The 21,851-nt window shown below is 58.8% G+C and carries 17 protein-coding genes; 11 read left to right on the top strand and 6 right to left on the bottom strand.

The genetic code is table 11. The annotated features are described in order from the left end of the window. The first annotated feature begins 31 nt into the window (after positions 1 to 31). Positions 32 to 3,058, top strand: coding sequence for an FAD-binding and (Fe-S)-binding domain-containing protein (locus ACIOWA_RS04075; RefSeq protein ID WP_401158359.1), 3,027 nt, complete (start codon positions 32 to 34; stop codon positions 3,056 to 3,058). Here the strand turns inward: ACIOWA_RS04075 and ACIOWA_RS04070 are convergent. From ACIOWA_RS04070 to ACIOWA_RS04060, 3 genes are all read right to left on the bottom strand, one after another. Next, on the bottom strand, positions 2,991 to 3,680 hold the full coding sequence (locus ACIOWA_RS04070; protein ID WP_339465938.1) for a paraquat-inducible protein A: 690 nt from the start codon (positions 3,678 to 3,680) through the stop codon (positions 2,991 to 2,993). The genes ACIOWA_RS04075 and ACIOWA_RS04070 overlap by 68 nt on opposite strands. Continuing rightward, positions 3,677 to 4,273: a paraquat-inducible protein A gene (locus ACIOWA_RS04065; protein ID WP_339433132.1), complete on the bottom strand. Its 597-nt coding sequence runs from the start codon at positions 4,271 to 4,273 to the stop codon at positions 3,677 to 3,679. Before ACIOWA_RS04065 ends, ACIOWA_RS04070 begins: the two co-directional genes overlap by 4 nt. A gap of 135 nt (positions 4,274 to 4,408) precedes the next feature. Continuing rightward, positions 4,409 to 4,843 (bottom strand): thioredoxin family protein, encoded by a 435-nt coding sequence (locus tag ACIOWA_RS04060; protein WP_401158356.1) that lies wholly within the window; start codon positions 4,841 to 4,843, stop codon positions 4,409 to 4,411. A gap of 350 nt (positions 4,844 to 5,193) precedes the next feature. Here ACIOWA_RS04060 and ACIOWA_RS04055 point away from each other — a divergent pair, with 350 nt between their 5' ends. The 8 genes from ACIOWA_RS04055 (at position 5,194) to ACIOWA_RS04020 (ending at position 11,730) form a co-directional block, all read left to right on the top strand. Next, positions 5,194 to 6,042, top strand: a complete 849-nt coding sequence (locus tag ACIOWA_RS04055; protein WP_339433134.1) for a transporter substrate-binding domain-containing protein — start codon at positions 5,194 to 5,196, stop codon at positions 6,040 to 6,042. A 52-nt stretch (positions 6,043 to 6,094) separates the two neighbouring features. Continuing rightward, positions 6,095 to 6,757 carry an amino acid ABC transporter permease gene (locus ACIOWA_RS04050; RefSeq protein ID WP_038368362.1) on the top strand — a complete coding sequence of 221 codons (663 nt, stop codon included), beginning with the start codon at positions 6,095 to 6,097 and terminating at the stop codon, positions 6,755 to 6,757. 9 nt (positions 6,758 to 6,766) lie between these two features. Then, entirely contained in the window at positions 6,767 to 7,429 is a 663-nt protein-coding gene (locus tag ACIOWA_RS04045; protein WP_339433135.1) for an amino acid ABC transporter permease, read from the top strand. Beyond that, a complete protein-coding gene (locus ACIOWA_RS04040; RefSeq protein ID WP_401158352.1) occupies positions 7,426 to 8,223 on the top strand; it encodes an amino acid ABC transporter ATP-binding protein in 798 nt (265 codons plus the stop codon). The genes ACIOWA_RS04045 and ACIOWA_RS04040 overlap by 4 nt, the downstream gene beginning before the upstream one ends. Before the next feature lie 29 nt (positions 8,224 to 8,252). Further along, positions 8,253 to 8,642, top strand: coding sequence for a RidA family protein (locus ACIOWA_RS04035; protein ID WP_339433137.1), 390 nt, complete (start codon positions 8,253 to 8,255; stop codon positions 8,640 to 8,642). 84 nt (positions 8,643 to 8,726) lie between these two features. Next, on the top strand, positions 8,727 to 9,491 hold the full coding sequence (locus ACIOWA_RS04030; protein ID WP_339465936.1) for an IclR family transcriptional regulator: 765 nt from the start codon (positions 8,727 to 8,729) through the stop codon (positions 9,489 to 9,491). A 39-nt stretch (positions 9,492 to 9,530) separates the two neighbouring features. Continuing rightward, entirely contained in the window at positions 9,531 to 10,745 is a 1,215-nt protein-coding gene (locus ACIOWA_RS04025) for an amino acid deaminase (RefSeq protein ID WP_401158349.1), read from the top strand. A 52-nt stretch (positions 10,746 to 10,797) separates the two neighbouring features. Further along, positions 10,798 to 11,730 (top strand): sugar kinase, encoded by a 933-nt coding sequence (locus ACIOWA_RS04020; protein WP_401158347.1) that lies wholly within the window; start codon positions 10,798 to 10,800, stop codon positions 11,728 to 11,730. Positions 11,731 to 11,775: 45 nt separating this feature from the next. On the opposite strand, the gene ACIOWA_RS04015 is transcribed toward ACIOWA_RS04020, so the two are convergent. Together ACIOWA_RS04015 and ACIOWA_RS04010 are read right to left on the bottom strand one after the other, a co-directional pair. Further along, the gene (locus tag ACIOWA_RS04015; protein WP_007912322.1) at positions 11,776 to 12,051 is read right to left on the bottom strand and encodes a peptidylprolyl isomerase; all 276 of its coding nucleotides are present in this window, start codon (positions 12,049 to 12,051) and stop codon (positions 11,776 to 11,778) included. A gap of 51 nt (positions 12,052 to 12,102) precedes the next feature. Then, positions 12,103 to 14,640 (bottom strand): PAS domain-containing protein, encoded by a 2,538-nt coding sequence (locus ACIOWA_RS04010; protein ID WP_339433141.1) that lies wholly within the window; start codon positions 14,638 to 14,640, stop codon positions 12,103 to 12,105. A 128-nt stretch (positions 14,641 to 14,768) separates the two neighbouring features. Here ACIOWA_RS04010 and ACIOWA_RS04005 point away from each other — a divergent pair, with 128 nt between their 5' ends. Both ACIOWA_RS04005 and ACIOWA_RS04000 read left to right on the top strand, forming a co-directional pair. Further along, positions 14,769 to 15,878: a PilT/PilU family type 4a pilus ATPase gene (locus ACIOWA_RS04005; RefSeq protein ID WP_339433142.1), complete on the top strand. Its 1,110-nt coding sequence runs from the start codon at positions 14,769 to 14,771 to the stop codon at positions 15,876 to 15,878. A 124-nt stretch (positions 15,879 to 16,002) separates the two neighbouring features. After that, a complete protein-coding gene (locus ACIOWA_RS04000) occupies positions 16,003 to 19,878 on the top strand; it encodes a hypothetical protein (RefSeq protein WP_401158344.1) in 3,876 nt (1,291 codons plus the stop codon). Here the strand turns inward: ACIOWA_RS04000 and ACIOWA_RS03995 are convergent. After that, entirely contained in the window at positions 19,875 to 21,830 is a 1,956-nt protein-coding gene (locus ACIOWA_RS03995) for an acetoacetate--CoA ligase (RefSeq protein WP_401158342.1), read from the bottom strand. The two genes, ACIOWA_RS04000 and ACIOWA_RS03995, sit on opposite strands and share 4 nt — an antisense overlap. Between the last annotated feature and the right edge of the window lie 21 nt (positions 21,831 to 21,851).

Raw genomic sequence — 21,851 nt, 5'->3', positions numbered from 1 at the left:
GACCCGAATTTGCCCTGAGATGCCCTGACCGATGATTGCCCAACTGTCGCCCGCTACCGCTCTGACCGCCGATTACCAGCAGTTTCTCAAAGCCCTGAAGGCCAGCGGTTTTCGCGGTGAAATCAGCGCCGACTACGCCAGCCGCGTGGTGTTGGCGACCGACAACTCGATCTATCAACGCCTGCCACAAGCGGCGGTGTTTCCCATGGATGCCGAGGATGTGGCGCGGGTTGCACGGCTGATCGCCGAGCCTGCTTACAAACAAGTGGTGATCACACCACGCGGCGGTGGCACCGGCACCAATGGGCAGTCGCTGACCGACGGCATCGTCGTCGACCTGTCGCGGCACATGAACCGCATTCTGGACATCAACGTTGAGCAGCGCTGGGTGCGGGTGCAGGCCGGGGTGGTCAAGGATCAGCTCAACGCCGCGCTGAAATCCGCCGGGCTGTTTTTCGCACCGGAGTTGTCGACCTCCAACCGTGCCACCGTCGGCGGCATGATCAACACCGACGCCAGCGGCCAGGGCAGTTGCACCTACGGCAAGACCCGCGACCATGTGCTCGAACTCGACATGATCCTGCGTGGTGGCGAGCGTCTGCACGGTCTGCCACTGGAGGAAAGCGAGTTGACAGCGCTGTGTGCCCGGCAAGACCGGGTTGGCGACGTCTATCGCTGCGCCCGGCAGATCATCGATGAGCAGGGTGCACTGATCAAAGAGCGTTTCCCCGATCTCAACCGCTGCCTGACCGGTTACGACCTTGCGCATCTGCGTGAAGCCGATCACCGTTTCAACCTCAACAGTGTGCTGTGCGGTGCTGAAGGTTCGTTGGGGTTTGTGGTCGAGGCGAAGTTGAAGGTGCTGCCGATCCCCAAGCACACGATGCTGGTGAACATTCGTTACGCAGGCTTCATGGACGCGCTTCGCGATGCCCGGGCCTTGATGGCGCTCAAACCGTTGTCGATCGAAACCGTGGACTCCAAAGTCCTGCTGCTGGCGATGCAGGACATCGTCTGGCACGGCGTTGCCGAGTATTTCCCGGAAAGCGCCGAGCGGCCAACCTTGGGGATCAACCTGGTCGAGTTCTGTGGTGATGATCCCGAAGACTTGCAGCGCAGGGTCGAGACCTTCATCGAACACTTGATCAGCGATCAAACCGTTGAGCGGCTGGGCCACACGCTGGCCGTCGGGCAGGCCGCCGTGAGCAAGGTGTACGGCATGCGCAAACGGGCGGTTGGTCTGCTCGGCAACGTCGCCGGTGAAGCGCGGCCGCAGCCGTTTGTCGAAGACACCGCCGTGCCGCCGCAGCATTTGGCCGAGTACATCGCCGAGTTGCGCGATTTGCTCGACAGCCATGGCCTGCAGTACGGCATGTTTGGCCACGTCGATGCGGGCGTGCTGCACGTACGGCCGATTCTCGACATGAAAGATCCGCAGCAAGCGGCGCTGGTGCGCCCGGTGTCCGACGGTGTTGCCGCGTTGACTCAACGCTACGGCGGCCTGCTGTGGGGCGAGCACGGCAAAGGCCTGCGCTCGGAATACGCACCGGCGTTTTTCGGTGAGCTGTATCCGGCACTGCAAGCCCTGAAGGCGGCGTTTGACCCGTTCAACCAATTCAACCCGGGCAAGATCGCCACTGCCGCCAATACCGATGCGACGTTGCTGAAAATCGACGAAGTGACTTTGCGCGGCGAACTGGATCGGCAGATCGACGAAAAAGTCTGGCAGAGCTACGGCGCGGCCATGCACTGCAACGGCAACGGTGCCTGCTATAACTTCGACCCGGACGATGCGATGTGCCCGTCGTGGAAAGCCACCCGCGAACGTTCGCAGTCGCCCAAGGGCCGGGCTTCGTTGATTCGCGAGTGGCTGCGGTTGCAGGGCGAGGCGGGGGTTGATGTGTTGTCGGATGCCATTCGCCGCCCGGCGTTTTTCTCATCGCTGTGGCAGCGCTGGCGCAACAGCCGTGCGCAGTCCGAAGACTTCTCCCATGAGGTCTACGACGCGATGGCCGGTTGCCTGGCGTGCAAGTCCTGCGCGGGACAATGCCCGGTCAAGGTCAACGTGCCGGAGTTTCGTTCGCGGTTTCTTGAGCTGTATCACAGCCGTTATCTGCGTCCGGCACGGGACTATCTGATTGCCTCGCTGGAATACAGCATCCCGTACATGGCGCGGATTCCGGCGCTGTACAACGGTTTGATGGGCGCCTCGTTTATTCGCCGCCTGCTCGAACGCTTGGGGGGCATGGTCGATGTGCCGCTGCTCAGTCGCTTTGATTTTCACGCAGCCATGCGCCGTTGGCAGGTGCAACCGGCGACGGTGGCGACCTTGTCTGCACTGAGCGCGGCGCAACGTGAGCGCAGCGTGGTGCTGGTGCAGGACGCCTTCACCCGTTACTTCGAAGCACCGCTGCTGGCAGACCTGATCGAACTGATTTCGCGTCTGGGTTATCAGGTGTATCTGGCGCCGTTCAGCGCCAACGGCAAACCCCTGCATGTTCAGGGTTTCCTGTCGGCGTTCAACCGCGCGGCGCTGCGCAATGCCCGGCAACTGCGTGAACTGGCGGATGTCGGCGTGCCGCTGCTGGGGCTGGACCCGGCGATGACCCTGGTGTATCGCCAGGAATACTTGAAAGTGCCCGGCATGGAGCAATGCCCGGAAGTGGCGCTGGTGCAGGAGTGGTTGCTCAAGGTGATGCCGGAACAGGTTCGTCAGGGCAATGCCCAGACGTTCCGTTTGCTGGCCCATTGCACGGAAAAAACCAACGCCCCGGCCGCCACTCGGCAATGGGAGCAAGTGTTTGAACGCGCGGGACTGAAACTGGCGACTCAGGCCACCGGCTGCTGTGGCATGTCCGGCACCTATGGTCACGAGGCGCGTAACCGCGAAACGTCGGCGGTGATCTACGAGCAATCGTGGGCGCGGCAGGTTGATGTGCCGGTGGCGCAGGGCGAGGCGCTGGCCACCGGTTATTCGTGCCGCAGCCAGGTCAAGCGCCAGTCGGATCAGGCGCTGCGCCATCCGTTGCAGGTGCTGCTGGCGGTTCTGCGTCGCTGAGCAGTTCGTCGTCCGGGGCGTTGTCCCAGATCATCCGAGGGTCGAAACTCATCGCCGAGAGCATGGTGAACACCACCACCATGCCGAAGAACAGGATGCCCGGGCGCGGCTCGATATCGCCCAGCGCCTGGAATTTCACCAGCGCTGCGACCAACGCCACCACCAGCACGTCGAGCATCGACCAATAGCCGATCAGCTCGACGAAGCGGAACAGTTTCGAGCGTTCGCGACGCGCCCAACCGCTGCCGCACTGCACGGTGATCAGCAGCAGCGACAGGGCGACGAACTTGATGCCCGGCACCGCGATGCTGGCGATGAAAATGATCAGGGCTATGTCCCACGCGCCACCGTCCCAGAACTCCAGCACGCCACTCATGATCGTGCTGTCGGCGCCGTTGCCGAGCATGACGGTGTTCATCACCGGCAGCAGATTGGCCGGCACATAAAACGCCAGCGCTGCAAACAGGTAGGCCCAGGTGCGAGCCAGTGAATGGGGCTTGCGCCGGTGTAACGGTGCGTCACAGCGCGGGCACTCTTGGGGCTCGTCGCTCATGTCACAGGCCAGCCCACAGCTGTGACACAGGCAGAGATTGAGTTCGCTGGCCGTCGCTGGTCGTTTCATGGAATGTCCCACAGATCACGAATGTCGCGGCCGGCGATGCGGATCATCATCAGGCTCAGTGCGGCAAGGGCAAACAGACCGATGCCCGGCAACACATCAAGCAACCCCGCGAGTTTGAACACCGCCACCATCGCCCCCAGCAGGCAGACTTCGAGCATGCTCCAGGGGCGCAACGTTTCCAGCCAGCGCAAACAGACCTTGAAGCCCGGCGCTCGGCGTGAAGAGAGGGCGAAGCTGAGCACCCAGATCAACAGCACCAATTGAAAGGCCGGGGCGATGATGATCGAAATCGCCGCGACCATCGCCATGAACGTGATGGGCCCTTGACTCAGCGCCAGCACCGAATCCCACAGCGTTGCACTGTTTTTCAGGCCCTTCATGCTGATGCTCATCACCGGGTAGAAATTGGCGAACAACCACAGCATGGCCGCGGTAAAGCTCAGGGCCAGCCGTTGTTCGGCGGTCAAACCGTTGTAGCGCTGCAACACGCCACCGCAGCGCGTGCAAAGGGTCTTCTGATGCTGAGTGAGCACGACTTTTTCGTACACACAGTCGCAGTGCTCACAGATGATCAGGTGTTCGGTGTGGGCCATGGGCGGCACTCGACGGCTGGGCACAAGACCTGATCACTATAGACCCCGCCAGCGCCATGGGCTGGGAGGGGCGAATGATTTGTGATCCAGCCACAAGTCCAGTGTGGGCGCGGGCTTGCTCGCGAAGGCGATGTATCAGGCGCCGCGCCTCTGCCGGCGCGCACCGGTGATGGTGCACAGATGACGCAACGTACGACGAAGCCAGATCAGGTCGTGCCGTGATTTTTGCTGCACCGCTGGTGCCTTGGTGTTGCCAATGTGCCGGGCAAAGTCCGCCGCGAGTGTTTCTTCTGTGCCAATCCCTTTGAGTTTCTTCACAAGCCTGCCGTTCTTGTAGAACAGCACCGTCGGCGTTCCCGTGACCAGCGGATGGCGCGGCGACTCACGGGTATTGAGCATGTAGATGTTGGCACGATGCCGATACGGCTCGGCAGTCTGACGAAAAATCGGCCCGGCGCTTTCGCAGGCGGGGCAGTGTTCGTTGGCGAAGTACAGGATGACCGGCCGCCAGGTTTTCAGGGCTTTACGGTAAATGGCAGGCAAGTCCGAACGACGAGTTGTCGTTTGCATGGAAACCTCCTTGTTCAACGAGTGAGCGCGACTGCAACGTTAACCCCCATCGAACCCTCTCATCTACTGTCAGAGTTGACAGGCAGGCATCACTAAAGCAGTGCGCTCGCTTGATCACGGTGCACCCGAATGTTGCCCGAGTACCCGCCCATGTGTGGCCCTCGGTAGCGTTGGGCAGTGGCACCTCACGTAGCGCCTAATGCCGCACATCATGCATCCCTTTGATTCTTCGAGCATTTCAATCCATTGCAGATTCCTGGCGAATCCTGTGGCACACTTTCTGCTGTCTATTCCGTAGTAACAAACCAAGTTCCGTTGTAGCGGAATAAACAGTCTCAGGAGTGCTTGCCATGCATCGCCGACCTTCCTTGTTCAAAGCGTGTGTTTTTGTTCTTGCAGCTTCTTCAACTGTCATGGGCCTGGCTCAGGCCGCCGACAGCAAGCTCGACAGTGTGCTGGCCCGCGGAAAACTGATTGTGGGCACCGGCAGCACCAATGCGCCTTGGCACTTTCAGGGCGCGGACGGCAAGTTGCAGGGCTTTGATATCGACATCGCCAGGATCGTGGCCAAAGGGCTGTTCAACGACCCGGGCAAAGTCGAGTTCGTGGTGCAGTCGTCCGATGCGCGGATCCCCAATCTGCTCACCGACAAAGTCGATATGAGTTGCCAGTTCATCACCGTGACAGCCAGCCGCGCCCAACAAGTTGCCTTCACCCTGCCGTATTACCGCGAAGGTGTTGGCTTGCTGCTGCCGAACAACAGCAAGTACAAGGAAATCGAAGACCTGCAAGCCGCGGGCGACAGCGTGACGGTCGCGGTGCTGCAAAACGTATACGCCGAAGAACTGGTGCATCAGGCATTGCCCAAAGCCAAGGTCGATCAGTACGACAGCGTCGATCTGATGTATCAGGCCGTGAACTCCGGCCGCGCCGATGCCGCCGCCACCGACCAGTCCTCGGTCAAATACCTGATGGTGCAGAACCCTGGCCGCTATCGCAGCCCGAGCTATGCCTGGAGCCCGCAGACCTACGCGTGCGCCGTCAAACGTGGCGATCAGGATTGGTTGAACTTCGTCAACACGGCGTTGCATGAAGCCATGACCGGCGTTGAATTCCCGACTTACGCGGCGTCGTTCAAGCAATGGTTCGGTGTTGATCTGCCATCGCCGGCCATCGGTTTCCCTGTCGAATTCAAATGATCCTGTGAGAGTGGGGCGCCCATAACGTGCCCCGCTCAAGGTACTGCTGACCATGAACTATCAGTTGAACTTTGCCGCCGTGTGGCGCGATTTCGACACCTTGCTGGCGGGGCTGGGTCTGGGCCTTGAACTGGCGCTGGTGTCGATCGCCATCGGTTGCGTGATCGGCCTGCTGATGGCGTTTGCCTTGCTGTCCAGGCATCGCGCCTTGCGGGTGCTGGCCTCGGTCTACGTCACGGTGGTGCGTAATACGCCGATCCTGGTGTTGATTCTGTTGATCTACTTTGCGTTGCCGAGCCTGGGGATCCGGCTGGACAAGATCCCGTCGTTCATCATCACCCTGTCGTTGTATGCCGGGGCGTATCTGACCGAAGTGTTCCGGGGTGGCTTGCTGAGCATTCCCAAAGGCCAGCGCGAAGCCGGGCTGGCGATCGGCCTCGGTGAATGGCAGGTCAAGGCCTACGTCACCGTGCCGGTAATGCTGCGCAACGTCTTGCCCGCGCTGTCGAACAACTTCATTTCGCTGTTCAAGGACACCTCGTTGGCTGCCGCGATTGCGGTGCCGGAGCTGACCTATTACGCGCGCAAAATCAACGTCGAGAGCTACCGGGTGATCGAAACCTGGCTGGTGACCACGGCGCTGTATGTCGCGGCCTGTTACCTCATCGCCATGCTGCTGCGTTATCTGGAGCAGCGTCTGGCGATCCGCCGATAGGAGGCTGTGATGTACCAATCCCCCAGTTGGTTGCATGAGTTATGGGTGGCGCGCGAGCCGCTCTGGCAGGGTTTTCTGACCAGTGTGCAGGTGTCGGCGCTGGCGATTTTGTTCGGCACGATGCTCGGCGTCGTCGCGGGTCTGGTGCTGACCTACGGCAAGTTCTGGATGCGCGCACCGTTTCGTTTTTACGTCGACATCATTCGCGGTACGCCGGTGTTTGTATTGGTGCTGGCCTGCTTCTATATGGCACCGGCGCTGGGCTGGCGGATCAGCGCTTTTCAGGCCGGCGCGTTGGGCCTGACGCTGTTCTGTGGCTCCCACGTTGCCGAGATCGTACGCGGTGCGTTGCAAGCCTTGCCTCGCGGCCAGATGGAAGCGGGCAAAGCCATTGGCCTGACGTTTTATCAATCCCTCGGCTACGTGCTGTTACCCCAAGCGCTGCGGCAGATTCTGCCGACCTGGGTCAACTCGTCCACCGAAATCGTCAAGGCGTCGACCTTGCTGTCGGTGATCGGCGTGGCCGAATTGCTGCTCAGCACCCAACAGATCATCGCTCGGAACTTCATGACACTGGAGTTCTACCTGTTCGCCGGTTTTCTGTTCTTCGTCATCAACTTCGGCATCGAATTACTCGGCCGGCACATTGAAAAACGGGTGGCCTTGCCATGACAGACGCTCCAGTTTCCAACGTACAAAACGGCCAGCCACTGCTGGACATCCGTGGCCTGCACAAGCAGTACGGCTCGGTCGAAGTACTCAAAGGTGTCGACCTCAGTATGCAACGCGGCAACGTGGTGACACTGATCGGCTCCAGCGGGTCGGGCAAGACCACGCTGCTACGTTGCGTGAACATGCTTGAGGAGTTCCAGGGCGGGCAGATCCTGCTCGACGGCGAATCCATCGGCTATGACGACGTCAACGGTAAACGCGTGCGCCACGCAGAAAAAGTCATCGCCCGTCATCGCGCGATGACCGGCATGGCGTTCCAGCAATTCAACCTGTTCCCGCACTTGACGGCCTTGCAGAACGTCACCCTTGGGCTGCTCAAGGTGAAGAAAATGCACAAGGACGAAGCCGTGGTCCTGGCCGAGAAATGGCTGGAGCGGGTGGGCCTGCTGGAACGGCGTGATCACTTCCCGGGTCAGTTGTCCGGCGGTCAGCAACAGCGCGTGGCGATTGCCCGGGCCATTGCCATGAACCCGAGCCTGATGCTGTTCGACGAAGTCACCTCGGCGCTCGACCCGGAGTTGGTCGGCGAAGTGCTTAACGTGATCAAGGGCCTGGCCGACGAAGGCATGACCATGCTGTTGGTGACCCACGAAATGCGTTTCGCTTTCGAGGTCTCGGACAAGATCGTTTTCATGAATCAGGGGCGGATCGAAGAGCAGGGGCCTCCCAAGGAGCTGTTCGAACGCCCGCAATCACCGCGGCTGGCTGAGTTTCTCAAGAGCACGCGGTTCTAATTTTTGCTTTGTAATCAGGAGAAGTACCCATGAGCATTACTCGATACGGCACCGGCAGCACGGCCGCTGGCGGTCAGCCACGCCCCTTCGCTCGCGCCGTTGAAGCGGATGGCTGGCTGCACGTGTCCGGCCAGGTGCCCGCGGTGGATGGCGAGATCATTGTTGGCGGCATCGTCGAGCAGACCCATCAGACCATGAAGAACCTGATCGCCATTCTCGAAGAGGCCGGTTATGGCCTGGAGGATGTGGTTCGCGCTGGCGTATGGCTGGACGACCCGCGGGATTTCACCAGTTTCAACAAGGTGTTCGGCGAATACTTCAAACCTGAGCACGCCCCGGCACGGGCCTGCGTACAGGCGAGCATGATGGTTGATTGCAAGGTCGAGATCGATTGCATTGCGTACAAGAGAAAGGGTTGAGAGGGGGCTTGCTCGCCAAAGCGCTCTTACCGTCGATGCGGCACTCTCGGTAAACTCCCGGCACTTTCATTGGGGACTGCAGAAATGACCGAAGACACCATCAAACGCCGGGCTCGTGGCCTGGACCGAGCGTTCGATATCCTCGATTTCCTCAAGGAAATCGGCCAGCCGCTGCGCCCGAACGACATCGCCAACGGCATCGGCAGCCCGAAATCCACGGTCTATGAGTTGGTCGCGTCCTTGTTGGAGCGGCGGATTCTGGAACCGGTGGGCAAGGACGGTCACGTCTATCTCGGCCGGCAGTTGTACTTCCTCGGTCAGGCGCACCTGCGTCATTTCGACCTCAGCCGCGAGGCCGATCACGCCTTGCAGGAGATCGTCAGCCAGACCCGTGAAACCGCTCAGATGTGCCTGCTCAATGGGCGCAAGTACACGGTGGCGTTGATGAAGGAAGGTGAACGGCATTTCCGTATTTCTTCCGACATCGGCGAGAACGCGCCGATTCCGTGGACGGCATCCGGTCGTTTGCTACTGGCGCACCTGAGTGACCAGCAAATCGTCGACCTGATCGACGAAGACGATTACGTCCTGCCCGACGGTGAACGCTTGTCGCTGGAGCTGTTTCTGGCGCAGATCCGTCAGGCCGGTATCGACGGATTTTTTTCCTTCGACAGCGTCGCCGACACCTTCACCCATTGCTTCGCCGCTCCGGTCAAAGACCCTAATGGCGTGGCCATTTGCACCCTGTGCATCGTCGCACCACGGGCCGATGCGAAGAACAATTACGACGACTATCGCCGGGTTCTGATCGAGAGCGCCAACAGTCTCGCCCGGCGAATCAACGAATAAACGCGGCGGCCTGCGGCCGCGGCTGCGAGGAGTTTGACCATGACGACTGCCATCAATACTGCTGCGCAAAAGGGCGATGCCGCGATCGGCGCGCACCTGGCGCGTGACGTCAGCCTGCCGGCGCTGGTGCTGCACCGCGAAGCGTTGGAACACAACATTGGCTGGATGCAAAAGTTTGTCAGCGACAGCGGCGCCGAGTTGGCGCCCCACGGCAAAACCAGCATGACCCCGGCGCTGTTCAAGCGCCAGCTCGACGCCGGTGCCTGGGGCATCACCCTCGCCAGTGCGACCCAAACCCGTGCGGCCTATGCCCATGGCGTACGCCGGGTGCTGATGGCCAACCAATTGGTCGGCACGCCAAACATGGCATTGATTGCCGATCTGCTGGCGGATCCGTCGTTCGAGTTCTATTGCATGGTGGATCACCCGGACAACGTGGCCGATCTTGGTGCTTACTTTGCCTCGCGCGGTGTGAAGCTCAACGTGATGATCGAATACGGCGTGGTCGGTGGTCGTTGCGGGTGCCGTAGCGAGCAGGAAGTCATCGAACTGGCCAAAGCAATCAACGCGCAACCTTCGTTGGCGTTGACCGGTATCGAAGGTTACGAAGGCGTGATTCATGGCGATCACGCGGTCAGCGGCATTCGTGAGTTCGCCGCGTCGCTGGTGCGTCTGGCGGTGCAGTTGCAGGACAGCGGCGCGTTTGCCATTGCCAAGCCGATCATCACGGCTTCGGGGTCGGCTTGGTATGACCTGATTGCCGAATCGTTCGAGGCGCAGAACGCGGGCGGACGTTTCCTCAGTGTGTTGCGCCCTGGCAGTTATGTCGCGCATGACCATGGCATCTACAAAGAGGCGCAGTGCTGCGTGCTCGATCGGCGCAGCGATTTGCACGAAGGTTTGCGGCCGGCGCTGGAGGTCTGGGCTCATGTGCAGTCGATGCCGGAACCGGGGTTTGCGGTGATTGCGCTGGGCAAACGGGATGTCGCGTTCGATGCCGGTCTGCCGGTACCGTTGCTGCGTTACCAGGCCGGTGTGGTGCCGGCGGTGGGCGATGACGTCGGCGCGTGCAAAGTGACAGCGGTGATGGATCAGCACGCGTTCATGACCGTAGCGCCGGGCGTTGAGCTGCGCGTGGGTGACATCATTTCCTTCGGCACTTCGCACCCGTGCCTGACCTTTGATAAATGGCGCGTGGGGTTGCTGGTCGACGAGCAGTTGACGGTGATCGAGTGCATGGAGACCTGTTTCTAAGGCTCGCCAAGGCGTCTGCCCAGACACCCTCGATCAAACAGAGACCCACAAAATGACCAGCCTCAGCCCCTTGGGCCCACACCGCCCGCGCATCGCCTTGATTGGCGAGTGCATGATCGAACTTCAGCAACGCGCCGACGGCAGTCTGCTGCAAAACTTCGGCGGCGATACCCTCAACACGGCCGTGTACCTGTCCCGCGCCTTGGGCGATCAGGCTCAGGTTGACTACGTCACCGCCCTGGGCGATGACAGTTTCAGCGACGCCATGTGCCAGATCTGGACCAGCGAAGGCATTGGCCTCGATCTCGTGCAACGCCTGCCGGGTCGTTTGCCCGGCCTGTATTGCATCCAGACCGACGCCAACGGCGAACGGCGTTTTCTCTACTGGCGCAACGAAGCGGCCGTTCGCGATTGCTTCACCACCCCGGCCGCCGAACCGATTCTGGCGGCGTTACCGGATTACGACGTGCTGTATTTCAGCGGCATCACCCTGGCCGTGCTCGGTGCGCAGGGCCGGGAAAGACTGATCGAAGTGTTGTCCGAGGCCCGCCAGCGTGATGCGCGGATTGTCTTCGATAACAACTACCGGCCACGTCTGTGGGCGTCGTCGGAGGATGCGAGGGCGGCCTATCGCAGCGTTTTGCCCTATGTCGATCTGGCGTTGCTGACGGTCGATGACGACCAGGCGCTGTTTGGTTTTGCTGACGGCGATGCCGTGTTCGAGGCTTACGCGCAGATCGGCACACCGGAAGTGGTGCTCAAACGGGGCGCCCAGGCGTGTCTGATCCGGTGCGACGGTGAGGTGTTTGAGGTGCCGGCGCAAAAGGTCGAAAAGGTGGTGGACACCACGGCGGCGGGGGATTCGTTCAGTGCGGCGTATCTGGCCAGTCGTTTGCTGGGGGGCAGCCCGACGGAGGCGGCCGCGGCGGGGCACCGGTTGGCGAGTCGGGTGATTCAGGTGCCTGGGGCGCTGATTCCGAGGTAAGCGGTGGATGCCGCTTGCTGCGCAGTCGGTCCGCGAGTCGACCCTTCAGTCCCGGTAAAACACCTGCACCAGGTGATAACCGAACTTGCTCTTGATCGGCCCATGGACCGTGCGCAGCGGCTTCTTGAAAATCACCGCGTCGATCGCACCGACCATTTGCCCCGGCCGCACTTCACCCAGATCACCGCCGCGCTTGCCGGACGGGCAGGTGGAAAATTTTTTGGCCAGCACATCAAACGCTTCACCCTTGGCAATGCGTTGTTTGAGCTGTTCGGCTTCTTCGGCGGTTTTCACCAGGATGTGGCGGGCTTGGGCTTTCATCTTGCGATACCTGATAACGGGGTGACGGCGGGCCGCGGATTATGCCTCAACTCAAGGCGTTTGGCTGAGCATCGTGCGGATCTTGCTGGCCAGAAGCTCAATGGAAAACGGTTTGGCCACCATGTCCATGCCGTCCTCCAGAAAACCCTGACGCTCGGCGGCTTTTTGCGCATAACCGGTCATGAACAGCACCTTGAGTCGTGGGTGCTGCTGCCGGGCGATTTCCGCCAATTGCCGGCCGTTCATGCCCGGCAGGCCAACGTCGGTGACCAGCAAATCCACCCGCACGCCGGATTCCAGCAAGGGCAGGGCGGTCTTCGCGTCTTCTGCTTCGAGGGCGTTGTAGCCCAACTCGTTGAGCAGATCGAGCACTAGCATGCGCACCGCCGGATCGTCTTCCACCACCACCACGGTTTCCCCGGTGACGGTGCTCGGGGTCTGCTCAATCGGCTCCATAGCCGGGTGCTCAGGCTCAACGCCATGCAGGCGCGGCAAGTACAAACGTACGCAAGTGCCCTGGCCCGGCAAGCTGTCGAGGCTGACATGCCCGCCCGATTGCTGGGCAAAACCATAGATCATCGACAAGCCCAGACCGGTGCCCTGGCCGATGGGTTTGGTGGTAAAAAACGGATCGAACGCTTTCGATCGCACCGAAGGCGTCATGCCGGTACCGTTATCGCTGACCGCCAGCATCAGGTAATCGCCAGCCTTGACTGGCTCAAGCGTCGTGATATCGCTGCCGTCGAGATAGACGTTGGCCGTCTCGATCAGTAACTCACCCCCATGAGGCATGGCGTCCCGGGCGTTGATCACCAGATTGAGCAGGGCGTTTTCCAGTTGGCTGACGTCGGTGCTGACCGGCCACACCTGATCGGCCAGGCGCAATGTCAGTTCGATCGGATCGCCCTTGGTACGGCGGATCAGATCTTCCAGTGAATGGATCAGCGTGTTGACATTCAGCGTCTTGCGATCCAGCGATTGTCGCCGCGAAAACGCCAGCAAACGGTGGGTCAGCGCCGCCGCACGGTTGGCGGACGACACCGCGGCGTCGGTGAAGCGCCCGATCTCATCGGTCCGGCCGTTGGCGATATAGCGCTGCATCAGGTCGAGGCTGCCAATGATCCCGGTGAGCATATTGTTGAAGTCATGGGCGATGCCGCCGGTGAGCTGCCCGACCGCTTCCATCTTCTGTGCATGGCGCAGCGCGTCTTCGGCGCGCTCGCGTTCGAACATCTCGTTCTGCAGCCGCTGATTGGCCTGAGCCAGTTGCTCGGTGCGGGCGCTGACGCGCTCCTCCAGGGTTTCGTTGAGGTTGCGCAGGGCCTCCTCGGTTTTTTTGCGCTCGGACTCGTCGATCACAAAGATGTAGAAACCATTGACCGCACCCTCTGCGCCCAGGCGCGGCAAGTAGTTCATCAGGGCATGGCGGTTGCTGCCGTCGCGGTGCGGCGTGTAGAGGCTGAATGAGCAAGGCCGGCCCGCCAGCGCTTCGGCGATATACGGTAGGCGCAGGAAATACGCCTCTTCGCCTATCACTTCACGAATCGTGCGGCCATAGAGCTCCTGCGGCGTCTGGCCGTACCAGTCAAGATACGCCGCGTTGTTCAGGCGAAAACGTTCTTCGTGGTCGACATAGCTGATCAGGATCGGCATGGCGTTAATGATCAACTGCAACTCGGTCTGGCTTTGACGCAACGCTTGTTCGGTGTGTTTACGCTCGGTCAGATCGAGCGCGGCGCCGAGGAAGCGTACCGGCCGGTCATGGTGATCCTTGTAGCAGCGCCCGCGAGCAAACACCCAGCGCAGTTGTCCGCCAGGTTGCAGCAGACGATATTCCTCGGCGTATTCGGTGCCGTGGGTGATGCAGTGCTTGATGCTGCGCGCGACCATTGCCCGATCCTCGGGATGCACGCCTTGCAGGTACTCGGTGATTGGCAACTGCCCCGACAGGGCGGGATCGATGCCGTGCAATTGAGCAAAATGCGCGTCGGCAATAAAGCGGTCTTCGCCGATGTCCCAGTCCCAGGTGCCCACCGCATCGGTTGCGGCGAGCGCCAGTTGCAGGCGCTCTTCAGTTTCACGTTGGGCTTTGAGGCTTTCGTCGGAGCGCCGTTGCAGTTCCAGAGCAATACGCCGCCGCTCGTTGGTTTCAATCGCCGTGACCAGAATTCCCGCCACGTTTGCGCTTTCATCGCGGATCGGACTGTAAGTCAGGTCGAGCCAGAAATCGGAATCCTTGCCGTCGTGTTGCAGGGTGAAGCGTCGTTCGCTGTAGGTGCGCACCTGGCCTTGTAGGACGGCGCTGTAAATCGGGTCAGTGAAGTCTCGAAGTTCCGGCCATATCTGGTGGGCAGGCTGTCCGAAAGCGCTCGGATGCTTGCTCCCGGCAAGCAGGGCAAAGCCGTTGTTATAGATCTGCGTCAGCTCCGGCCCCCACAACAGCAACATCGGCATCGGCGAGTGAATCACGATGTCCACTGCCGTGCGCAGGCTCTGCGGCCAGGTACCGGAGGCGCCCAGCGGGCTTTGGCTCCAGTCGGTACGGGCGATCAGTGCCTGGGCGTCATCGGTGGTGGGTACAGCGTTCATTACATCAATCCTGAGCGTCGGTCGGTGAGGCGGCGTCTACTATCCTAGTTCGGTAGACGCCATTTGGCCCGTCGCGTCACGGCACCGGGCCTCTCTGTTCATTGAAAGCTTCGCGGGTGCTTTTTGCCATGGAAATCGATGCACTGCTCAAACAACTGGCGGACCGTCACGGCTCGGACCTGTTTCTGTCAACAGGCGCACCACCGAGTGCGCGATTCGACGGGGTGCTGACGCCGTTGAGCGAACAACGCTTCAAGCCCGGTGAGATAGCCTCAATTGCCAACTCGGTGATGGACGCCGAGCAGCGCCGGGAGTTCGATCGGGATCTGGAAATGAACCTGGCAATTTCTCGAACCGGTGTCGGACGCTTTCGCGTAAACATTTTTAAACAGCGCAACGATGTGTCGATTGTGATCCGTAACGTCAAGCTCGACATTCCGCGTTTCGAGGACTTGAAACTGCCGCCGGTATTGCTCGAAACCGTGATGCTCAAACAGGGGCTGATCTTGTTCGTCGGCGCCACCGATTCGGGAAAATCAACGTCACTGGCAGCGCTCATCGATCACCGTAACCGCCACAGCAGCGGGCATATCATCACCATCGAAGACCCGATCGAATACATCCACCGTCATCAGCGTTCGATCATCAACCAGCGTGAAGTCGGCGTCGACACCCGCAGTTTTCATGTCGCTTTGAAAAATACTCTGCGTCAGGCGCCGGACGTGGTGCTGATCGGCGAAATTCGCGACCGTGAAACCATGGAACATGCATTGGCGTTCGCCGAGACCGGGCATCTGGTGCTGTCCACTTTGCACGCCAATAACGCCAACCAGGCGTTGGACCGGATTATCAATATGTTCCCGGAGGAGCGGCGGTCGCCGTTGTTGCAGACGTTAGGCGTTAACTTGAGAGCGTGTATCTCACAACGACTTGTGCGCACGGTTGACGGGCAGAGGAGGGCCGCGGTGGAAGTAATGTTGGGAACGCCGACTATTAGCGATCTGATAGGCCGCAATGAATTAGGTGAACTTAAAATGATCGTGGAAAAGTCTGGGGCTGTGGGCATGCAGACATTTGATCAGTCATTGTTCAGTCTGTTTGAAGAGCAAGTGCTCAGCGAAGAAGAGGCGTTGAAACATGCTGACTCTGTAACTAATTTGAGGTTGAAGATTAAGTTGCAAATGGACAGTGTGAGTCATCGGGAAGAAGGGCATGATGATTGGGGGTTGTTGGAGTAGTTGGGTGTTGGTTTTTTCGTGGCTTACATATTGGCTTATAAATATCTGATGGCTTATCTAGTTGCGAATGGGGTTAACTTTTCAGGCGCAACTAGAGCGCATAAATATTGATAAGGAAATTGTGATGTCATCTGAGGTTGCAGGAAAGTTGTTCAAGTCTTATGGCGTTTTTTGTCAGGAGCATCAGCGTCGAAAGGCGTTTGATGCTGAAGAGCGAGAGCTCGTACTTGCCCAGTTGCGCGATGGAGTCAAAGAGCAAGGGGTTGATCCGGTTTATAGCTGGCAGGGTTATACCGTTGAGGTGCGGGCAGGCTCGTCTTTTTATGAGGTGTTCAACCCCGGGCGCGTGTTCTGGAGCAAGTTGGCCAACAACGACCGGATCATGAGTGAGTTGCGTCGCCATCGCGCATTGAATATGGCGTTGGTCAGGGTAAATGAAAAAGGTGGAGTTGAAGTCTTTCGCAAGGAAACTGAAAAATGGCATGAAGTGGATCTCGATAATATTCCTCAGCTCACTTATTTATATAAAAATGTTCTGGTCGTTGGTGATATTGCCAAACAGGCCGGCGGGTATATCTATGACGTCGATTATGTCGATATCGATCAATGGCTCAAGTTTCACGGGCTGCCTGTTCCGCAAACGTTGGCGCAAACGAAGAACCTGATCGGTTATTTTGAATTCAATCCGAAAGTGGATGTGCTCGGCAATTTCTGGACACAGTTGGATGCTGAAGATCATTCGCTGATTGTCCTGTCTGCCGAGCAATGTCGCGCCATACGTCTGGTGACTGCACAATTGGTGGGTGCAGGTAAAAAACTGTTGGATGTCCTGCACCGCAATACTGGACAAACCGCCGTCACCGAAGAGAACGTCGCCGGGTGGGTTGGCCGTGTACTGAGCCACACCTTTGCGCGCGATCTGGCCACGGCTTATCTGCAAAAACTGCAGTGGTTTGGTTCTCAGCCGGGAGACACACCCTCAAATTCCGGTCTCGCCCGGTTATTGGTGACCGCACTTTTGTTAGATGTCGATCCATCAATTGGCGGCAGCGCTGTCTGCAAGTCGATTGCCGGCCTTGAGCTTTACGCACCGAGCAATGTCGGACGCGATTCCAAAACCACATGCCAGGAATTGCAGAGCCTTCTGGTGACCAAGCAAATGGCATCAATCGATTTGGCGCCAGTGGCCGCACACTTGTTGTTGGCGGGTATTGCTCCTGAGTTCCTGGTCAAGGGTATTCCGTCTTCGTTACTGTTGGGTTCAGTAGACTGGATGAGTTATTGCCGCGCCGTGGTACTGGCCGAATCAGTACGCAAGGGCGCCTCACGTGTGCTGAGTTATGAACAAATCGTCGCTTATGCCGATCTGGAGCCCTTAACTGAAGCCCAGGTGCATCTGCGTGACCTGGCCATGATCGGTCCGATGGTCGATTGGGCATTGATCAATGAAGTGGTGACATCGTCTGAATTGGCGAGCAACGGAAAAGAAACCACAGAGCGCGCACTGTCTGCCTTTCAGGGGTATGCGGACCATTTCGTACCGCGTAATGGGCGTCTGCCGGACAGGCGCTTGATCGCAAAGCAGGCGCTGGAAGATGCGGCGCCGCTGTGTGATTTTCTGGAAGATAAAGTACTTCACCAGCATCCGGGCCTTGGGTCGTCTCCGACGGCTGCTTGCATGATCGATTTGCATATGTCTGGCGATCTGTCCGGAGGGGAGTGGGATCGGCCGCAAATCTTCCCGGATAATGTCTATTCCAATATTCCTTCCTTGCACGGTGGCGTGACCAATTACCAGCGGCCAAAACAACATGACCCTTCGGTTGCGAGTATCCACGAAGAGTTTCCCCGACTGCGTCGCCTGCGCCCCAATGACCAAGAGTTTCATCGCCAATTACGGGTCTTTGAGACAAACCTCAATCGCTCGTTGATCGCTACGGTGAAACTGGCGCTTTCCAACATGCCTCATGCAGATCTGCAGGCGTTTTTGCAAGGCACCGTCACTTTCTTTACGTTCCGCGACAACGCTATTGAAACCTCCTCGCATCGTATTGCCGGGCCGCTTACCTATGAAGTGAATTACGAAACACGACAAGGCAAGGATGCCGCTACCGGACGCTTCGGGCTATTGATGTGCGTGAAAAATGGCGCTGAGCTTACCTCTTATGAGCTGTTCACTCTGCGAGGCGAACTGATCAAAAACAATCAACTGGGTAATGAACTGGTCAAGAAAGGCTTGTTTCAGCAACCCGCCAGGATTGATTTCAACGGTGACCTGAAGGCGCACGATGACCCTATCGCCAAATCGTCCTTTAATATTGATTTTTCCAAGTACCTGTATGGCGACAGTTCGGAATTCGTTTCGGGCTCTGGTCAAGCAGTTGCGGAAAAGCTTGGCGTGCTCCATGCCGATTCCACATCGGTAAAGCTGGAGCGCAGTGTTTACAGAAACTTCAGCCATCCACAACTTGTGCGCCTTGCCGAGCTCATCGTCAGTCATCATCCGATCATCAGCTTTGACGAACTGGTGGCGGCGGCTGCAGAGCCAACGGAACTGGAAAGGGAGCGGGCCAAAGGCGAGAAAATCGCCACGTATTTTGTTGATCTGGCCGTGCCTTTCAAAAAGTGCATCGAGGACATTTCAAGTGGTGAGCACAACAAAGTCGTCGATGGCGTCTATGGTTGCCTCATGGATGTCATTGCATTGGGAGGCGCATTCTACGGTGCCGGGGTCAAGGCTTTGAGTATTTCCGCCAAGGCAATCTCTGCGGCCAGCAAAGCTGCGCGGGTGACAAAACTCGTGGTGGCGACCTCCGTATCTGCTTTCAATCCGGTCGATGGAGTGCCAACGGCTATATATGGCGTCAGTAAACTCGTTCACAAGGGTTTGCTGCGATTCAGCAAGCCCACGCTGGAACTTCTGGGACTGGCCAAATCTCAATTGGGCACTATGCATGGCAGTAGTAAAGGCAAGAATCTGATCCGCTCAGTCGATAACGCCTCGGCAGCCCAGGGAACATGGCGGCCGAATGCTTCGGTCGCCGACACGCTCACGTGCCTGGCGGCGCGCAATAACTACAAGTGGTATGCACTGGATCGATTGGGCAAGCCTTGGGGGCCAGCCTTGGATAACTTCAACGTGACTGCCAGGATTCAGTTACCACGCATCAATCGAACGCTGCCTGTCAGTTACACGCGACTCTTCCTCGAGCAAAGCCTGCCGCGGGCGCGGGTAAAAATAGAAAGTGCGATCAGTGTGTTGATGAACCATGATTATCGAACTGAGCGTGATGCCCTGATAAAGATATTGATGGGCAAAACGTCCGGCGATGCGGCGAATCGTGTGTTGGATTATCTGCGGGCGATCAGGGCTGATTTTGCCGGCGTTTCCATCAGCAACTTTGTTCTCGACCCGCTCAAGCAGACGAACGATATCGCTGAGTTCGATCCGCAGGCTTACAAGCAATGGAAACGTACCGGTGGGGAGAACCCGATTGCGTTCATCCATATCAATACGCCAAATATCAATCGACAGTTTATCGATAAAGGCATGAACCATGACGTCGTGGCGGATGATGTGATCCACGAGCTATTTCATGGCGTCGCACAGAACCATGATGTTGGCTATGCTCAGGAGGTCGCTGACGCTGCCAGGGCGGGGCAGCAACTGGACGTGACTGCACTGCTCAATCTTGCCTTGGGGCGACTGCCGGTTGCAGATTCCGACAGCCTCTTGCACCCCAGTGCCATGGCCTTTGAAAACGCTGATTCCCTGGCGGTACTCACTTCGCTTCTTGGTCAGATGAGCATCGATAAAGCGACCTTCGAAAGCAATCTGAAAGTACTGCGCGAAGCCGTTGAAAAAAATGAAGGTAGCACCGTTGCCGGCCCTGTATTGATCAGGCTGAACGTCGCCACTACACACGATTTAACTGATCCGCCCCTGGAAGAAGGCTGGAGCAGACCGGTGTCGCAATCGGGTTCGAATATCTTTAACTAGGTCTCCAGCTCAGGCCGATCCCGAAACTGCTCCAGTGCTTCGGGATTGGCCAGTGCATCGGTGTTTTTCACCGGTCGCCCATGTACCACCTCGCGCACGGCCAGTTCCACAATCTTGCCGCTGATGGTGCGTGGAATGTCCGTGACCGCAACGATCTTCGCCGGCACATGCCTGGGTGTGGTGTTGGCGCGGATCATCTGACGAATGCGCTGCTGCAGCGCCACATCCAGTGCCAGCCCTTCACGCAAGCTGACAAACAGCACCACCCGCACGTCATCGCGCCACAGCTGACCGATGGCGACGCTGTCGAGCACCTCGGCGATTTTCTCGACCTGTCGATAGATCTCCGCCGTGCCGATGCGCACCCCTCCCGGATTGAGTACTGCGTCGGAGCGGCCATGGATCAGCATTGCACCGTGATGCCGTTGTTCGGCGTAATCGCCCTGTGCCCAGACACCGGGAAACTGGCTGAAATACGATTGGTGCAGTTTTGTTCCGTCCCTGTCATTCCACAGACCGATCGGCATGGCCGGGAAATGCCGGGTGCAGACCAGTTCACCTTTTTCGCCAATCACTGGCTGGCCGACGTCATTCCAGACTTCAACGGCCATGCCCAGGCTCTTGCCCATGATTTCGCCACGACGCACCGCCGACATTGGATTGCCATTGACGAAGCACGAGACGATATCGGTGCCACCAGACATCGACGCCAGGCACACGTCAGGTTTGAAGTCGCGGTAAACGAAATCGTAGCTTTGTGGCGATAGCGCCGAACCTGTGCAAAGCAGCATCTTCAGGCTACCCAGATCATGACTTTCCCGGGGTTTTGCGCCGCTGCTTTCAAGGGTCGCAAGGAACTTGGGGCTGGTGCCGAACACGCTGATACGTTCTTCGTCGAGCAGGCTCAGCAAACGTTGATTGTCCGGATGAAACGGTGAACCGTCATAGAGCACCACGGCGCTGCCAACGGCGAGCGCCGATACCAGCCAGTTCCACATCATCCAGCCGCACGTTGTGTAGTAAAACAGCCGATCCCCGGGGCCAAGATCACAATGCAGAGCGTGTTCCTTGACGTGTTGTATCAGCACGCCGCCAGTGCTGTGGACGATACATTTCGGCACACCGGTGGTGCCGCTGGAATACAGCACGTAAAGCGGATGATGGAAGGGCACCGGGACAAAATCCGGTTCGCCACCGATTTGATAAAAGTCATCCCACAGGGTCACTTCAGCCTGCGTTCGGTAAGACTCGACGCGGGCTTGCGGCCGGGCATAAGGCACGATAATCAACTGCCTCAATGTGGGCAGTTGCTCGAGTATCCCGTTGATTTTGTCGGTCTGGTCGATCGCTTTGCCGGCATAGCGATAGCCCGCGCAGGTGAGCAGCACTTTCGGTTCGATCTGGCCGAAGCGGTCAATGACCCCGTGGGTGCCGAAGTCTGGTGAAGAGCACGACCAGATCGCCCCGAGGCTGGTGGTGGCCAGCATCGCAATCAGCGTCTGCCAAGTGTTGGGCATGCACGCGGCGACCCGGTCGCCGAGGCCGACGCCCGCCGCTTGCAGGCTGGCTTGAAATCCGGCGACGTGTTGGGCCAGTTCGGCCCAGGTCAACTGTTCACGTTGACCGTTTTCCGCCACCGCGACGACTGCCACGGCATCATCGCGGCGACGCAACAGGTGTTCGGCGAAGTTCAGGGTGGCGCCCGGGAACCACTCGGCGCTGGGCATTTGCGCACCTTCGCGCAGCACGGCATCGGGCTGGTCATGAAAGTGGATATCGAAGAAATCGACGATGGCCTGCCAGAATGCTTCGCGCTGATCGATGCTCCATTGGTGCAGGGCCGGGTAGTCGTCCAGGTTCAGCGAATGGCGCTGATTGGCGAAACGCCGGAACGCGTCCATGCGCGAATCGGCGATACGTTTGGCGTCGGGTTGCCAGAGGATGTCGGACATTGTGTGCCTCTTGTTTTCTGA

It is taken from the genome of Pseudomonas sp. NPDC087614, assembly GCF_044743485.1.
GTDB lineage: Bacteria > Pseudomonadota > Gammaproteobacteria > Pseudomonadales > Pseudomonadaceae > Aquipseudomonas > Aquipseudomonas baetica_A.
The sequence above is the reverse complement of the archived record's forward strand: the minus strand, read 5'-3'. Positions and strand labels throughout refer to the sequence as shown.

Coding starts and splice junctions, on each gene's coding strand:
- ACIOWA_RS04065 (WP_339433132.1), bottom strand. CDS start 4,273: ATGGCCCACACCGAACACCTGATCATCTGTGAGCACTGCGACTGTGTG.
- ACIOWA_RS04000 (WP_401158344.1), top strand. CDS start 16,003: ATGTCATCTGAGGTTGCAGGAAAGTTGTTCAAGTCTTATGGCGTTTTT.
- ACIOWA_RS04070 (WP_339465938.1), bottom strand. CDS start 3,680: ATGAAACGACCAGCGACGGCCAGCGAACTCAATCTCTGCCTGTGTCAC.
- ACIOWA_RS04060 (WP_401158356.1), bottom strand. CDS start 4,843: ATGCAAACGACAACTCGTCGTTCGGACTTGCCTGCCATTTACCGTAAA.
- ACIOWA_RS04025 (WP_401158349.1), top strand. CDS start 9,531: ATGACGACTGCCATCAATACTGCTGCGCAAAAGGGCGATGCCGCGATC.
- ACIOWA_RS03995 (WP_401158342.1), bottom strand. CDS start 21,830: ATGTCCGACATCCTCTGGCAACCCGACGCCAAACGTATCGCCGATTCG.
- ACIOWA_RS04010 (WP_339433141.1), bottom strand. CDS start 14,640: ATGAACGCTGTACCCACCACCGATGACGCCCAGGCACTGATCGCCCGT.
- ACIOWA_RS04045 (WP_339433135.1), top strand. CDS start 6,767: ATGTACCAATCCCCCAGTTGGTTGCATGAGTTATGGGTGGCGCGCGAG.
- ACIOWA_RS04030 (WP_339465936.1), top strand. CDS start 8,727: ATGACCGAAGACACCATCAAACGCCGGGCTCGTGGCCTGGACCGAGCG.
- ACIOWA_RS04075 (WP_401158359.1), top strand. CDS start 32: ATGATTGCCCAACTGTCGCCCGCTACCGCTCTGACCGCCGATTACCAG.
- ACIOWA_RS04050 (WP_038368362.1), top strand. CDS start 6,095: ATGAACTATCAGTTGAACTTTGCCGCCGTGTGGCGCGATTTCGACACC.
- ACIOWA_RS04015 (WP_007912322.1), bottom strand. CDS start 12,051: ATGAAAGCCCAAGCCCGCCACATCCTGGTGAAAACCGCCGAAGAAGCC.
- ACIOWA_RS04005 (WP_339433142.1), top strand. CDS start 14,769: ATGGAAATCGATGCACTGCTCAAACAACTGGCGGACCGTCACGGCTCG.
- ACIOWA_RS04040 (WP_401158352.1), top strand. CDS start 7,426: ATGACAGACGCTCCAGTTTCCAACGTACAAAACGGCCAGCCACTGCTG.
- ACIOWA_RS04035 (WP_339433137.1), top strand. CDS start 8,253: ATGAGCATTACTCGATACGGCACCGGCAGCACGGCCGCTGGCGGTCAG.
- ACIOWA_RS04055 (WP_339433134.1), top strand. CDS start 5,194: ATGCATCGCCGACCTTCCTTGTTCAAAGCGTGTGTTTTTGTTCTTGCA.
- ACIOWA_RS04020 (WP_401158347.1), top strand. CDS start 10,798: ATGACCAGCCTCAGCCCCTTGGGCCCACACCGCCCGCGCATCGCCTTG.